This window comes from Phenylobacterium sp. CCH9-H3 (genome assembly GCF_001557235.1).
Lineage (GTDB): Bacteria > Pseudomonadota > Alphaproteobacteria > Caulobacterales > Caulobacteraceae > Phenylobacterium.
In genome coordinates this window covers 37,045-50,487 of sequence record NZ_LSJI01000225.1, presented here as the reverse complement: position 1 = coordinate 50,487, position 13,443 = coordinate 37,045, and the positions used below count along the sequence as shown (strand labels likewise).

15 protein-coding genes are annotated in these 13,443 nt (G+C 69.3%); 9 read left to right on the top strand and 6 right to left on the bottom strand.

Features of this window, described 5'->3' with window-relative positions:
• Positions 1–5 precede the first annotated feature (5 nt).
• From AX721_RS19735 to AX721_RS19705, 7 genes are all read left to right on the top strand, one after another.
• Complete coding sequence (locus AX721_RS19735; protein WP_068877683.1) at positions 6–1,301, top strand: hypothetical protein; 1,296 nt, start codon at positions 6–8, stop codon at positions 1,299–1,301.
• Positions 1,302–1,319: 18 nt separating this feature from the next.
• Complete coding sequence (locus AX721_RS19730) at positions 1,320–2,129, top strand: TIGR00730 family Rossman fold protein (RefSeq protein WP_068877682.1); 810 nt, start codon at positions 1,320–1,322, stop codon at positions 2,127–2,129.
• 63 nt (positions 2,130–2,192) lie between these two features.
• Entirely contained in the window at positions 2,193–3,272 is a 1,080-nt protein-coding gene (gene rutA, locus AX721_RS19725) for a pyrimidine utilization protein A (RefSeq protein ID WP_068877681.1), read from the top strand.
• Positions 3,259–3,981 carry a pyrimidine utilization protein B gene (rutB, locus tag AX721_RS19720; protein WP_068877680.1) on the top strand — a complete coding sequence of 241 codons (723 nt, stop codon included), beginning with the start codon at positions 3,259–3,261 and terminating at the stop codon, positions 3,979–3,981. The genes rutA and rutB overlap by 14 nt, the downstream gene beginning before the upstream one ends.
• Positions 3,982–3,992: 11 nt before the next feature.
• Positions 3,993–4,382: a pyrimidine utilization protein C gene (gene rutC, locus AX721_RS19715; RefSeq protein ID WP_068877679.1), complete on the top strand. Its 390-nt coding sequence runs from the start codon at positions 3,993–3,995 to the stop codon at positions 4,380–4,382.
• Entirely contained in the window at positions 4,383–4,985 is a 603-nt protein-coding gene (locus AX721_RS19710) for a nitroreductase family protein (protein WP_197422653.1), read from the top strand.
• 43 nt (positions 4,986–5,028) lie between these two features.
• Entirely contained in the window at positions 5,029–5,565 is a 537-nt protein-coding gene (locus tag AX721_RS19705) for a Pycsar system effector family protein (protein ID WP_068877678.1), read from the top strand.
• A gap of 69 nt (positions 5,566–5,634) precedes the next feature.
• Here AX721_RS19705 and AX721_RS19700 read toward each other — a convergent pair whose 3' ends face one another.
• The gene (locus AX721_RS19700; protein WP_068877677.1) at positions 5,635–6,069 is read right to left on the bottom strand and encodes a cupin domain-containing protein; all 435 of its coding nucleotides are present in this window, start codon (positions 6,067–6,069) and stop codon (positions 5,635–5,637) included.
• 72 nt (positions 6,070–6,141) lie between these two features.
• Here AX721_RS19700 and AX721_RS19695 point away from each other — a divergent pair, with 72 nt between their 5' ends.
• Complete coding sequence (locus AX721_RS19695; RefSeq protein WP_068877676.1) at positions 6,142–7,611, top strand: hypothetical protein; 1,470 nt, start codon at positions 6,142–6,144, stop codon at positions 7,609–7,611.
• Positions 7,612–7,758: 147 nt separating this feature from the next.
• Here AX721_RS19695 and AX721_RS19690 read toward each other — a convergent pair whose 3' ends face one another.
• The 3 genes from AX721_RS19690 to AX721_RS27520 form a co-directional block, all read right to left on the bottom strand.
• Positions 7,759–8,256, bottom strand: a complete 498-nt coding sequence (locus AX721_RS19690; RefSeq protein ID WP_068877675.1) for a hypothetical protein — start codon at positions 8,254–8,256, stop codon at positions 7,759–7,761.
• Between the two features lie 416 nt (positions 8,257–8,672).
• A complete protein-coding gene (locus AX721_RS19685; RefSeq protein WP_156467274.1) occupies positions 8,673–10,001 on the bottom strand; it encodes an NCS2 family permease in 1,329 nt (442 codons plus the stop codon).
• On the bottom strand, positions 9,998–11,029 hold the full coding sequence (locus tag AX721_RS27520) for a purine nucleoside permease (protein WP_068877674.1): 1,032 nt from the start codon (positions 11,027–11,029) through the stop codon (positions 9,998–10,000). The genes AX721_RS19685 and AX721_RS27520 overlap by 4 nt, the downstream gene beginning before the upstream one ends.
• 154 nt (positions 11,030–11,183) lie before the next feature.
• Between AX721_RS27520 and AX721_RS19675 the strand changes: the two genes are divergently transcribed.
• Positions 11,184–11,558, top strand: coding sequence for a hypothetical protein (locus tag AX721_RS19675; RefSeq protein WP_068877673.1), 375 nt, complete (start codon positions 11,184–11,186; stop codon positions 11,556–11,558).
• Here the strand turns inward: AX721_RS19675 and guaD are convergent.
• Both guaD and AX721_RS19665 read right to left on the bottom strand, forming a co-directional pair.
• Positions 11,555–12,856: a guanine deaminase gene (gene guaD / locus AX721_RS19670; RefSeq protein ID WP_068877672.1), complete on the bottom strand. Its 1,302-nt coding sequence runs from the start codon at positions 12,854–12,856 to the stop codon at positions 11,555–11,557. The genes AX721_RS19675 and guaD overlap by 4 nt on opposite strands.
• Positions 12,853–13,341 carry an ureidoglycolate lyase gene (locus AX721_RS19665; RefSeq protein WP_068877671.1) on the bottom strand — a complete coding sequence of 163 codons (489 nt, stop codon included), beginning with the start codon at positions 13,339–13,341 and terminating at the stop codon, positions 12,853–12,855. Before AX721_RS19665 ends, guaD begins: the two co-directional genes overlap by 4 nt.
• Positions 13,342–13,443 lie beyond the last annotated feature (102 nt).

Below are 13,443 nucleotides of genomic sequence, written 5' to 3'. Positions count from 1 at the left end.
GCCGGATGGATCCGAACGCCCCGCTCTCCGCCTCCCGCCGCGCCATCCTCGGCGCCGGCGCGACCCTGCTGGCCGCCGGGCCCGTGACCGCCGCGCCGGCCAGCGCCGTCGGTTCCGAGGCGGAGGCGCGCCGCGTGCTCGAGCGCTACGCCGGGTTCGGCGACAAGGCGTCCGGCGGGCCGGGCGACATCGCCTGCGGCGCCTGGATCGAGGACGAGCTCAAGGCCCTGGGCTACCGGTGCGAGCGCCAGCCGTTCGACGTGCCGGCCTATGAGGGCGAGGCGCCCAGCCTGTCCGTCGAAGGCGCCCAGGCGGTCCTGATCCCGCAGGCCATCGTCCAGCCGACGCCGGGGCTGACGGGCCGCCTGTTCGTCCCCGGCCGCGGCGCCGGCGAGATCGCGCTCCTGGTGCTGCCCTACGCCCGCTGGTCCACGGCCAAGGGCGAGGTCGAGCGGCGGGTGAAGGCGGCGACGGACGCCGGCGCCAAGGCCGTGGTCCTCGTCACCACCGGCCCCACCGGCCAGGCCCTGGCGCTCAACACTCCGGTCGACAAGCCGCTGTTCGACGTGCCCGTCGCCGTCCTGGCCCCACGCGACGCCGACCCCTTCGTCGAAGCCGCCGCCCGAGGCGCCGCCGCCACCCTGCGCATCCCCGGCCGCGCCTTCCGCCGCCCCGCCTTCAACGTCACCGCAACCCTAGGTCGCGGCGCACCCAAAACACTCGTCCTATCCACGCCCCGCTCGGGCTGGTTCGGCTGCGTGGGGGAACGCGGCAGCGGCCTGGCCGCCTGGCTCCAGCTCGCCGCCTGGGCCGCCAGGTCCAAGCTGCCCGTGAACCTGGCCCTGGTCGCAACTAGCGGCCACGAGTATGAATACGCAGGGGGCGAGACCTATATAGCCCACGCGGCGCCCAAGCCGGCGGCCACCGCCCTCTGGGTCCACCTCGGGGCCAATGTCGCCGCCCGGGACTGGCACGAGCGGGGCGCCCAACTCGGGCCGCTGCCCAGCGCCGACCCCCAGCGGTTCCTGCTGGCCAGCCCGCCGCTGCTCGACGCCTGCAAGGCCGCCTTCGCTGGTCAGCCGGGCCTGGAGCAGACCTATCCTGCCGACCCCCGGCGCGCCGCCGGGGAGCTCGCCAGCATCCTCGCCGCCGGCTACGACCCCGTGATGGGGATCTTCGGGGCCCACCGCTTCCACCACGCCCGCGGCGACGACCTCAGCTGCGTCTCGCCGCCCCTGATCCCGCCTGTAGCCGATGCATTCGCCCAGGTGATCGCACGCGCCCTGACGAAGTCGGCCTGATCCGCCTAGACTGACGGGATGACCGAGACTCAATCCCCCCATCCGGCCGCGCCGCAGATGGCCTCGCCGACCTACCGACTGGCGTCCCTGGACCCGGACTTCATCATGGGCCCCTCCATGCGCGGGGTTCGGTTCCTGCTGGAGTTCGCCAAGGTCGACGAGGCGCTGCGCAACTGGAGCGTCCGCTCCACCATCGTCGTCTTCGGCTCGGCGCGGATCCGCGAGGACGGGCCCGAGCCGCATCCCCGCTGGTACGCCGCCGCCCGTGAGTTCGCGGCCATCGCCTCAAAGCGCGGCGGGGCGCACCTGTCGGCGAAGGGCGAGCGGTTCAATGTGATCTGCACCGGCGGCGGCCCCGGCATCATGGAGGCGGCCAACCGCGGCGCGATGGACGTAGGCGCGCCCTCGGTCGGCTTGAACATCACCCTGCCGCACGAGCAGTACCCGAACAGCTACTCCACCCCCGAGCTCACCTTCCGCTTCCACTATTTCGCGATGCGCAAGATGCACTTCGCCATGCGGGCCAGCGCCCTGGTGGTGTTCCCCGGCGGGTTCGGCACGCTGGACGAGCTGTTCGAGATCCTGACCCTGCGCCAGACGGACAAGTCGCCGCCCATGCCGATCGTCCTGTTCGACGAGGGCTACTGGCGCTCGATCGTGAACTTCGACGCCCTGGTCGCGGCGGGGATGGTGGCCAAGGCCGACCTCGACCTCTTCCGTTTCGCCGAGACCGCGGAAGAGGTCTGGAACTGCCTGTTGGCGGGTGGCCTGCGCCCCTATGAGGACATTCCGGAACCGCCGCCGGCGGATGGCCAGGATTTGGCCTAGAGTCGCTTGCGCCGCTGGGCCGACGGGCGCCAACTGGACGGCCGTGCAGAGGGGGCGGGGCCCATGGACATCGGCGTCTTCATTCCGATCGGCAACAACGGCTGGCTCATCTCGGAGACCTCGCCGCAGTACATGCCGAGCTTCGAGCTCAACAAGCGGATCGTCCAAAGCGCTGAAGCGTATGGCTTCGACTTCGCGCTCTCGATGATCAAGCTGCGGGGCTTCGGCGGCAAGACGCAGTTCTGGGAGCACAACCTCGAGAGCTTCACCCTGATGGCCGGCCTCGCGGCGGTGACCTCGAAGATCAACATCTTCGCGACGGCGGCGACGCTGACCATGCCGCCGGCGATCGTGGCGCGGATGGCCTCGACCATCGATTCCATCGCGCCGGGGCGGTTCGGGATCAACCTGGTCACCGGCTGGCAGAAGGCCGAGTACGACCAGATGGGCCTGTGGCCCGGCGAGAGCCACTACTCGGACCGCTACAACTACCTCGCCGAATACGCGACGGTGCTGAAGGGCCTGATGGAGACCGGCGTCTCGGACTTCAAGGGCAAGTATCTGACCATGAACGACTGCCGGGTCAGCCCGAAGCCGACCGCCGGCGTGAAGATCATCTGCGCCGGTTCGTCCGACGAGGGCCTGGCCTTCACCGCCGAGTATGCGGACTACAGCTTCGCCCTGGGCAAGGGGACGAACACGCCGGTGGCTTTCGCCTCGGTGAACAAGCGGCTGGAGGCGGCCAAGGCGAAGACCGGCCGCGACGTGGCCGCCTATATCCTCTTCATGATCATCGCCGATGAGACGGACGAAGCCGCCCTGGCCAAGTGGCAGCTCTACCGCGATGGCGCCGACCATGAGGCCCTGGCCTGGCTGACCAATCAGGCGGCGCCCAATGCCGCGGCGGGCGGTACGACCAATACCAACACCACCCAGCTCGCCGCACCGGAGTCGGCGGTGAACCTGAACATGGGCACGCTGGTCGGCTCGTATGAGAGCGTGGCCCGGATGCTGGACGAGGTGGCGGAGGTGCCCGGGACGGCCGGCGTCCTTCTGGTGTTCGACGACTTCGTGCAGGGCGTCGAGGACTTCGGCTCCAAGATCCAGCCGCTGATGAAGAGCCGCAAGCATGTCGCAGCCTAGGCCGACCATTCCCATCGATGGCGCGGTCACCCTGCCGGCGCGCCCTGAGAACCTGCCGATCGATCCGCAGGCCACCGCGCTGATCGTGGTGGACATACAGAACGCCTATGCCTCGCCGGGCGGTTATCTTGACATCGCCGGGTTCGACATCGGCGGCGCGGCGGCGGTGATCGACCGGATCGCGATGCTGGTCGAGACGGCGCGCCAGGCCGGGGTGCAGGTGGTGTTCTTCCAGAACGGCTGGGACCCCGGCTACGTCGAGGCGGGTGGCCCCGGCTCGCCCAACTGGTGGAAGTCGAACGCGCTGAAGACCATGCGTGAGCGGCCCGAGCTTGAGGGCAAGCTGCTGGCCAAGGGGACCTGGGACTACGCCCTGGTCGATCGTCTGCAGCCGCAGGCCGGCGACATCGTCATCGAGAAGCCGCGGTACTCCGCCTTCTACAACACCGCCCTGGACTCGATGCTGCGGGCGCGCGGCATCCGCAGCCTGGCGTTCTGCGGCATCGCCACCAACGTCTGCGTGGAAAGCACCCTGCGTGACGGCTATCACCGGGAGTACTTCGGCGTGCTGCTGGAGGATGCGACCCACCAGGCAGGGCCGGCCTTCCTGCAGGAGGCCACGATCTACAACGTCGAGAAATTCTTCGGCTGGGTGTCGAACACCGCCGACTTCTGCGGCGCCATCGGCCAGGCCCCGCCCCGAGCGTAAGAGGAAGACAGATGCCCAAGACCGTCATCACCCCGCCGGGGACCGGCACGCCCATCGCGCCCTTCTCGCCCGGCACGCTCGCAGACGGCGTGGTCTACGTCTCCGGGACCCTGGCTTTCGACAAGGACAACAACGTCGCCCACGTCGGCGATGCGGCGGCCCAGACGCGGCAGGTGCTGGAGACGATCAAGTCCGTCATCGAGACGGCCGGTGGGACCATGGACGACGTGACCATGAACCACATCTTCCTGAAGGACTGGGCGGACTACGCGGCCATCAACAAGGTCTATGCCGAGTATTTTCCGGGCGATAAGCCCGCGCGGTTCTGCATCCAGTGCGGTCTGGTGCGGCCGGACTTCCTGGTCGAGATCGCCTCCATCGCCCACATCGGGAAGGCGTAGGTGGCCGGTCCCGAGGCCAACGGGCGGTCGGCGGACCACGACGTCGATCCCATGTTCCTGGAGCGCTGGTCGCCGCGCGCCTTCACCGGCGAGCCGATGCCGGATGCGCTGCTGATGAGCCTGTTCGAGGCCGCGCGGTGGGCGCCCAGCGCCTACAATGGCCAGCCTTGGCGGTTCGTCTACGCCCACAAGGGGACGGCCGCGTGGGACCGGCTGTTCGATGTCCTGATCCCCTACAACCAGGCCTGGGTGAAGCACGCCTCGGTGCTGATGTACGTCGTCTCGGACCGGTTCCGGCGGGTCGAGGGGCGGGAGCCGGCGCCGGTCCACAGCCATTCGTTCGACGCCGGCGCGGCCTGGGCCTACCTCGCGCTGCAGGCCCACAGGATCGGCTGGGCGGCGCACGGCATGGCCGGCTTCGACCTCGACCGGTCGTATACTGTGCTGGACGTGCCCGAGGATCAGTACCGCGTCGAGGCCGCCATCGCAGTCGGTCGTCCGGCCGACAAGGACATCCTGGAGGAGCCGTATCGGTCGCGCGAAACGCCGAGTCCGCGTAACCCGGTTTCCAGCTTCGCCTTCGAGGGGCGGTTCAGGGCATAGAGGCTAGGGCTGAGGTCCGATGCCGGGGTTCTGGGGGAGTACGATGCAAGACCAAGCGGCCGGACCGCGGCCCACCTTCGCGGTCGACGGGGTCCACCTGCTGCGGACGGCCCAGCAGGTGCAGTACCAGCTCAGCCAGATGGCCGATCAGAAGGCCAACATGGTGCTGGCCGCCACCTTCGTGATCTTCACCGTCTCGATCAGTCAGATCCACAACGTGGCCCGGCCGCTGCCCCTGTTCATCCTGGGCGGCGCGGCGTTCGCCTCGGCCTTCCTGGCGATCCTCGCGGTGCTGCCGTCGGTAAAGACGCCGCCCCGGCCCGACGGCCCGGCCAACCTGCTGTTCTTCGGCTCCTTCACCCAGGTGCCGGAGGAGGAGTTCCTGGAGCGCCTGTTCACGGTGCTAGGCGATCCGAGGACGGTCTATGAGGCCTTCGCGCGCGACATCTACCAGAACGGCAAGGTGCTCGCGTTCAAGAAGTACCTCTACCTCGGCTACGCCTACCGCATCCTGCTGGCGGGCTTGGTGGCCAGCCTGTTCGCCTTCGTGGCGCCCTACATCCTGGCCCTGTTCGGTTAGGACAAGTCGACGGCTAGGCAGAAGAGTGACTTCGCGTCCTCCCATCCTCGATGAGAAGGGCGACAGGCTTCAGCGCCTCGCGACAGGTTCCCAGCCCGGCGGGGCCAGCTGGAAGCCCTCGAAGCGGAAGCCGGGCGTCACGACGCACGCGACGAGGCACCAGCCGGCGTCGGCCTCCGCCGCCTGCCATTCGTGGGTCCGGACCAGATACTGCGGCGCCTGGCCGACCTCCGGGCCCAGGCGGGTCTCGACGATCGCGCCGTCGCTTGCCGTGCGCAGCTTCAGCGGGGTCCCCGCCTGGAAGATCCACAGCTCCTCGGCGTCCACCCGGTGCCAGTGCGAGCGCTGGCCATGCTCCAGCAGGAACAGGATTGAGGTGCCGGCAGCGCGGCCGTCCGGCATCGTGGCCTCCGAACACCAGGTCTCGCGGTACCAGCCGCCCTCGGGATGGGGCCTCAGGCCCAGGCGGTCGATCAGGTCGGCGGCGGTGCTCATCGCGGCCATCAGAGCGCCAGTTCGCCCATTGCGCCAGCCGGAGCTTGACCGGGGAAGCGAGGTCGGGCGCCTTCATGCCCCATGAAACGAATCCTGCTGGGCCTGATCGGCGCACTCGCCGTGGCCGCGCCGGCCGCCGCCGCGACGCCCGACCTTTCGACGATGACCGCCGGCGAGCTTGCCGCCTTCATGAAGGCGTTCCCCAAGGGCGGCGAGCTTCACAACCACCTGTCCGGCGCGATCTACGGCGAGACCCTGCTGAACTGGGCGGCTGAGGACGGTCTGTGCGTGGACATGCGGGAACTGGCGATCCGGCCGGTGTGTACAGGGCCGGACTCCAAGCCGGCGCCGGCCGTGGTCGCCGACGAGGCGCTGCGCTCGCTGGTAGTGGACAGCCTCAGCACCCGCCACCCCGGCTTCCGGGACCGGTCCGGACACGACCAGTTCTTCTCGTCCTTCGGCCGCATGGGCATGAAGCCGGGCCGGGAGGGCGACGCCCTGGCGGTGGTGATGGGCGACCTCGCGCGGCAGAACACCTTCTACCTCGAGCTGATGGTCACGCCGCAGTTCTTCCCGTCGCGCAGCCTGGGCGCGCGTGTCGGGTGGAAGGGCGATCCGCCAGCGACGCAGGCGGGGCTGCGCGAGGCCGGGCTGGAGACGCTGGTCCCGGCGGTGATCGCCCAGACCGACGCCATGCAGGCCCGCGCCCGCGAGGTGCTGAAGTGCGGGACGGCGGAGGCCAGGCCCGGCTGCCAGGTGACGGTGCGCTTCCTCTTCCAGGCCATTCGCCAGGGCCGGCCGGAGGAGACCATGGCCCAACTCCAGCTCGGCGTCGCCACGGTGGCCGCGGACCCGCGCTGGGTCGGCCTGCAGCTGGTGGCGCCCGAGGACAGCCAGGACGCGGTGACCCACTACGACACCCACATGAAGATCGTGGAACTGCTGACCGACCGGGGCCGCAAGACGCCCGTGGCGCTGCATGCCGGCGAGCTGAGCCTGAACGTCGCGACGCCCGAGACCCTGAGCTACCACGTCGGCGCCGCCGTGCGGGTAGCGGGCGCGCGGCGGATCGGGCACGGGGTGGCGCTGCCCCATGAGACGGGCGCCGAGGCGCTGGCGGCGGAAATGGTGGCCAAGGGCGTGCTGGTGGAGGTCAACCCGATCTCGAACCGCGAGATCCTGGGCGTGAAGCCGGAGGAGCATCCCTACGCCTGGTTCCGGCAGCGGGGCGTGCCGGTGGCGCTGTCCACCGACGACGCCGGCATCCTGCGCAGCGACCTGTCGGCGGACTACGTGCTGGCGGTGAAAACGGGGGCGACGTACGCGGACCTGAAGACGGCGGCGCGCAACGGCATCGCCTACAGCTTCCTGGCGGGCGAGGGGCTATGGACCGACCCCAACGTCTATCGAAAGCCGGTGGCGGCCTGCCGCGGCCAGGTGGGCGCCGTCGAACCCAAGGGCGCCTGCGCGGCGTTCGTGGCGGGGAGCGACAAGGCCCGCGAGCAGTGGCGGCACGAGCACCTGCTGAAGACGTTCGAAGCCCTCCGTTGATCCCGCTCATCCCGGCGAAAGTCGCGACCCAGATGAAGCGCGACCGCTCGGTTTGAGCGGTTTTGATACGGGCATCGGCGATCGCTGAGTCCGACGGGTTGCGCAGCCACATCGCGACGCGCACTTCCGAATGACATCATGGAGCCCCTACACGTCTCCGTGAGGGTCACGGCGCGAGACAGCAGCCCGCGGAATGAGTTCTCGCCTAATGAAGTCGATGCGATCCAGCAGCATCTCAGCATGTTCTCGCGTTGGCGCGGCCTCGATGGGATAGTTCTCCGACAGATCTCGCCCCTCAAGGACATTGTCCGCCCAATCCTGCGCGATCGCACAATAGAGCTGCAACGCGAGGGCCGGCGTCGGCGTATCGTCCGTCTCGAAATGCATAGCAGGCAGATTGCCCACGACCGCCCACCGCTCGGCGTCTTCCGGCTTTCGGGGGCGCTCGAAACGCACCAAGAATAGCGCGAGGATCGGCGCTATGCCGAACGCCAGGACAAGGTCAGAGATCGGCCTGCTGCTATCGTTCTCGACGAATTCTCTGGCCTCTAACTGCAGTCGCCGGAGGCCCTCGATCTCCTCAGGGCTCTCGTAGTCGATGTCGAGACCAACGGGAAAGCGGGATGCGTCGACAAGCATGGCCATGACATGATAGCCGCGGCACAGTCCAACGAGAAGAACAAAAAGCAAACATGAGGCGTGGCCGCCCCCAGGTTAAGGAACGCTGTGTCGTTCTGAACCGGTCCAGCGGAAGCGCTTTTGGCGGGCGCCGGAAGCGCCCGCCCGACCGAAGCCTTCTACGCGACAAGACCCCCGGGCTTTGAATTGGGGAAATACCGGCGCCGCATCTCCTCGTTGCGGCGTCGGATGGGCGTACCGCTCAGAGGCCGTTCCTCGACAGATTGCGATGTCCTCGGGCCGCCGGTCCGACGCGAAGAACAGAAAGCCAACATTCTACGCACGCCGACGAGCGCGGCCACCGAGCGGCTCAGAGTGGATCCCGCCAGCGTCGGCGTTTGCGATCTGGGTCCCGGCTTTCGCCAGGATGAGCGGAAAAAGAATCAAGCCTCCACGGCCATGTAGACGAACCGCGCCACGAACAGGGCGGCGAGGGCGAAGAGCAGCCAGTCGGCTTTCGCGACCCGCCGGCTGGCGAGCTTCAGCACCGCATAGGCGATGACGCCGAACGCCAGGCCGTTGGCGATGGAGAAGGTCAGCGGGATCGTCACGAGGGTGAGGAAGGCCGGGATCGCCACCACCGGGTCGTCCCAGTCGATCTCGGTGAGCGGCCCCATCATCATCGCGCCGACCAGGATCAGCGCCGGCGCCGTGGCCGCGGCCGGGATCACCTGGGCCCAGGGCGCGACGAACAGGGTCGCCAGAAACAGCAGGCCGGTGACCACCGCGGTCAGGCCCGTCCGGCCGCCGGCGGAGACGCCCGAGGCGCTCTCGATGTAGCTGACCACGGTGGAGGTGCCGGCAAGCGAGCCCACGACGGTCGCACCGGCGTCGGCGAAGAGGATGCGGTTGAGGCGCGGGATCGACCCGTCCGGCCGCATCAGCCCGGCCTTCTTGGACACCGCGACCAGGGTGCCGACGTTGTCGAAGAGGTCGACGAACAGGAAGACGAACAGGATCTCCAGCAGGGCCAGGCCGAAGCCGTGGCCGCCGATCCCCAGCGCGGCGGGGATGTCGAGCTGCAGGGCCGTGCCCGTCATCTCATCCAGGCTGTACGGCTGCGGGGCCCAGGTCGCCAGGCCCAAAATCCAGCCCAGGATGGCCGTGGCGACGATGCCGATGAAGATCGCGCCGCGCACCTTCAGCACCAACAGGACGGAGAGGATGGCCAGGCCCAGCAGCGCCAGCAGGGTGGTCGGCGCATGAATGTCGCCGAGGCTGACGAGCGTGGCCGGGTTGGCGACCACGAGGCCGGCGCCCCGCAGGCCGATGAAGGCGATGAAGAGGCCGATGCCGGCCGCGATGGCCGAGAACAGCGCCCGCGGTATGGCGCTGACGATCAGCTGTCGGACGCCGGCCACCGTCAGGACGATGAACAGGATGCCTGAGATGAAGACCAGCCCCAGCGCGGTCTGCCAGGGCACGCCCATTGCCCCCACCACGGTGAAGGCGAAGTAGGCGTTGAGGCCCATGCCGGGCGCCAGCGCGATCGGATAGTTGGCCAGGAAGCCCATCAGCAGGCAGCCGACGCCGGCGGCCAGGCAGGTGGCCGCCGCCACCCCCGCGATGGGCATGCCCGTGGTCCCCAGGATCGCGGGGTTCACCAGGACGATGTAGGCCATGGTCAGGAAGGTGGTCGCGCCGGCCAGCACCTCGGTCCGGATGTTGGTCCCGCGCTCGCGGAGCTGGAAGGTCTTTTCGAGGACGCTCACGGCCGGGCCTTCGGAAGGGTGGTTTCGTAGGTGGGCCAGCCCGCGACCAGGGCCTTCACGACCGGGGCGCCCACGCGGTAGGCGGCTTCGAACGCGGCGTCCAACCCGCCGTCGGCGAACTCGACGCGCATCGGCTTGCCCTCGCCAGGCCAGGTGTAGTTGCTGGCCGTCCGCAGCACGAGCACCCGGCGCGGGTCGACCCGGCCGTCTTGGGCGAACAGATGGAGGGTGTCGAGAACGGCCTGGTCCTCGCCGTCGCTCATGGCGAAGACCCCGGCGCCGTCGGTCTGCAGCCGGACCCATTCGCGCGCCCACTGGGTCCGGCGCGGGCCATGCCAGAAGCGTACGGTGGCCAGGCTCGCGCCCACGAAGACCCCGGGCGGCTTCTGAGCCGCGGGCTCGGCGCGGAAGCCCGCGCGTTCGGCCGCCAGCTGGGGACCGTCGGGCAGGGGCGTGTCGCGGGTCAGCTGGTAGGCCCATTGGGTCAGGCCAGGGTCCAGTCGCCAGGCCATGCCGCTGGCGCCCTCGCCGCTGCCCTTCTCGGCCGGGCTGTTGCTGTTGAAGGCGTAGAGGCCCCAGGGCCAGCCGGGCGTGATCTCGCGGTCGTCGATCTCGTAGACCGGGTCGCCGTCCACCACCCAATCGGACCAGGCGGCGCTGCCGATGGACCCGGCCTTGGGGTCCACGCCGGCGATGCCGGCCATCAGGAAGTAGCTCCGGGAGAAGTCGAACCGCGGGTCGGCCAGCAGCGCGGCCATCGAGCCTCGCGCCCGGCCGAACATGCCGGTAGTGATTCCGAGGACGCCGTCCTTGGAAAGGCGCGCCGGCCGCTCGACGCCGGGGATCTTCACCGTCTCGGCCAGTGGGTACCGCTCGACCCAGTGCTGGAACTCGCCCGGCTTGTCGCCGGTGTCCGCCCCGATCTCGAACGCGGCGATCACCACCACCTTGATCGGGATGGGCTTGGGCTGGGCCAGCGCCGGCAGAGGCGCGAGGAGAATCGTCAGGGCAAGGAAAAGGGATCGCATCGCAGCTCCGCTCAAGCTTGCCCGCAATGGGGCCGAACCGCACGATGTGCGCAACCCACAAGGTGCGGAGAGTTCGCGTTGCTTGTGCGTTGCCCTCGTCGTACGCCTTTAGGCGGCAATTCAGGTGGGTCTGTTACTGGTGAGAAGTCGAATCTTGTTGTTGGCGGCGTTTTCCGCAGGCGTCGCCGGCGTGACGCGCGCCGAGACCTTCCGTTTCACCGGGACGACGACGGTCGACATGGCTGTCGCCAAAGATGCATTGAAGCAGGTCCAACTCGTCGGCCTGGGCAAGTTCGATTGTGGTGTGATCGAGGGCGTCGAAGCCGAAATTCTCCCAGACAATTATCGGCCGGACATGAACCACGAGTTTGTTCAGGGGGCGAAGGAGGTCCACGAGCGTTGGATCGTATCGCTCTGTGGCCGTCGAGAGCCGTTCCTCATCGGATTCTGGGCAGCGCCGCAGGGCGGAACGATGTTCCACGTTGCCCACCCGTTTCCGGCTGACGCCAACGCGAAGGCCAAACGCTAGGCGCGCTGGTGCGCCAGCCGGCCCATCAGATAGGTGCGCTCGACAACCCGGTCGTCTGCCAGCACGGCGAGCACGAACAGGGTCTCGGCCAGGGTCCTTGTTCGGGCGGTGCGACGAGCCAGCAAGGGCGTCGCGGTCAGGTCCAGGACCACGAAGTCCGCCTCCTTGCCGGGCAGGAGGTTGCCGACGCGGCCGTCGATGTGCAGCGCCCGGGCGCCCGCCAGCGTGCCCAGGTAGAAGGCGTGGAGGGGATCGAGGTTGTCGCCCTGAAGCTGGCCCACCTTGTAGGCCTCGCCCATCATGTGGAGCAGGGAGAAGCTGCCGCCGCCGCCCACGTCGGTGGCGAGGGCCGTGTTCAGTCCGCAGGCGCAGGCGCGCTTGAGGCTGAAGAGGCCGCTGCCCAGCAGCAGGTTGGAGGAGGGGCAGAAGGCGGCGGAGGCGCCGGCCCTGGCCATCCGAGCCATCACGCCTTCGTCGCAGTGGACGCAGTGGGCGAAGACCGAGCGCGGCCCCACGAGGCCGAAGCGGTCGTAGACGTCCAGGTAATCCCGCGCCCAGGGAAACAGCTCGCCCACGCGTGCGATCTCGGCGTGGTTCTCCGACATGTGGGTGTGCAGCAGGACGTCGGGATGGGCGGCCAGCACCTCGCCCGCCATGGCGAGCTGGGCGTCGGTGGAGGTGACGGCGAACCGGGGCGTCACGGCGTAGCCCAGCCGGCCGCGGCCCCGCCAGGCGCGGATCAGGGCCAGGGTGTCCTCGCGACCGCTGTCGATGGTGTCGGTGAGCCCGGCCGGCGCCTCGCGGTCCATCAGCACCTTGCCGGCGATGAGGCGCATGTTGCGGTCCAGGGCCGCCGCGAACAGCGCCTCGGCCGAGGCCTTGTGGACGGTGCAGAAGGCCAGCGCGCTGGTGGTGCCGTTGGCGAGGAGCTGGTCCAAGAACACCTGGGCGACCGCCTCGGCATGGGCCCGGTCGGCGAAGGCCTGCTCCGCCGGGAATGTGTGGGTGTTCAGCCAGTCCAGGAGTTGCGCCCCCCAGGCGGCGATGACGTCGACCTGCGGATAGTGGACGTGGGCGTCCACGAACCCGGGTGTGATCAGCCGGCCCGGCAGGTGCTCGACCGGCGTGTCCGCGGGCAGGGTGGGTGCGAGGTCCGCCCAGGCGCCGAAGGCGGCCACATGGCCGTCCTCGACCAACAGCAGGCCGTCGGGATGATAGGCGTGCGCCTCCGCCGCGGGCGCGCGGGAGGGGTCGTCCAGCATGTGGAGCAGGGCGGCGCGATAGGCGTGGCGAGTCATGGGTCGACGGCGATCCAGTCCGCCTCGGGCAGCTCGACCTCGTCCAGGTTCTCGCCGGGCCCCTCGCGGTCGACGACCAGGAAGTCGCTCTCGGCCTCCAGGGCCAGCAGGAAGTGGTGCCAGGTCCCTTTGGCGTAGTTCACGCCCTGGGTGGGGGCGGCGCGGAAGACCCGCACCGCGGCGGGATCGAAGTCGCCCGGCGGCGCCACCGCCACCAGGAACGGCCGCCCATTCAGCGGCATGAAGGCCTGGCTGCCCAGGGGGTGGCGCTCGAAGATCTTCAGTACCGGCGGCGTCAGGGGCTTGGAGCGGAAGATGCTGAGGATGGCGTGCCCGTCGCCCACGGCCACGTCAGCCAAGGCGTTGAAGCGGGTGGTCCAGCCGTAGTTGATCGGCATGACCTCGGCCCGGTCGCAGGCCTCGATCACGTCGCCGAATGGGGCGAAGGCGTCGGCGGTCAGGGGCTCGGGGGTGAGGTTACGCATGATAGATGCTCCCCCTCGGGGGGAGCTCGCGAAGCGAGAGGGGGCTCAAGCCAACGGACGTTCCGCCCTGCCTGAAACCCCCGCCCCGCGCTGCGCGCGGAC

Bases quoted from the DNA above. Each gene is read 5' to 3' on its own strand.
- AX721_RS19695 (WP_068877676.1), top strand. From the start codon at position 6,142: ATGAAACGAATCCTGCTGGGCCTGATCGGCGCACTCGCCGTGGCCGCG.
- rutA (WP_068877681.1), top strand. From the start codon at position 2,193: ATGGACATCGGCGTCTTCATTCCGATCGGCAACAACGGCTGGCTCATC.
- AX721_RS19690 (WP_068877675.1), bottom strand. From the start codon at position 8,256: ATGGCCATGCTTGTCGACGCATCCCGCTTTCCCGTTGGTCTCGACATC.
- AX721_RS19705 (WP_068877678.1), top strand. From the start codon at position 5,029: ATGCAAGACCAAGCGGCCGGACCGCGGCCCACCTTCGCGGTCGACGGG.
- rutB (WP_068877680.1), top strand. From the start codon at position 3,259: ATGTCGCAGCCTAGGCCGACCATTCCCATCGATGGCGCGGTCACCCTG.
- AX721_RS27520 (WP_068877674.1), bottom strand. From the start codon at position 11,029: ATGCGATCCCTTTTCCTTGCCCTGACGATTCTCCTCGCGCCTCTGCCG.
- AX721_RS19730 (WP_068877682.1), top strand. From the start codon at position 1,320: ATGACCGAGACTCAATCCCCCCATCCGGCCGCGCCGCAGATGGCCTCG.
- guaD (WP_068877672.1), bottom strand. From the start codon at position 12,856: ATGACTCGCCACGCCTATCGCGCCGCCCTGCTCCACATGCTGGACGAC.
- AX721_RS19665 (WP_068877671.1), bottom strand. From the start codon at position 13,341: ATGCGTAACCTCACCCCCGAGCCCCTGACCGCCGACGCCTTCGCCCCA.
- AX721_RS19700 (WP_068877677.1), bottom strand. From the start codon at position 6,069: ATGGCCGCGATGAGCACCGCCGCCGACCTGATCGACCGCCTGGGCCTG.
- rutC (WP_068877679.1), top strand. From the start codon at position 3,993: ATGCCCAAGACCGTCATCACCCCGCCGGGGACCGGCACGCCCATCGCG.
- AX721_RS19735 (WP_068877683.1), top strand. From the start codon at position 6: ATGGATCCGAACGCCCCGCTCTCCGCCTCCCGCCGCGCCATCCTCGGC.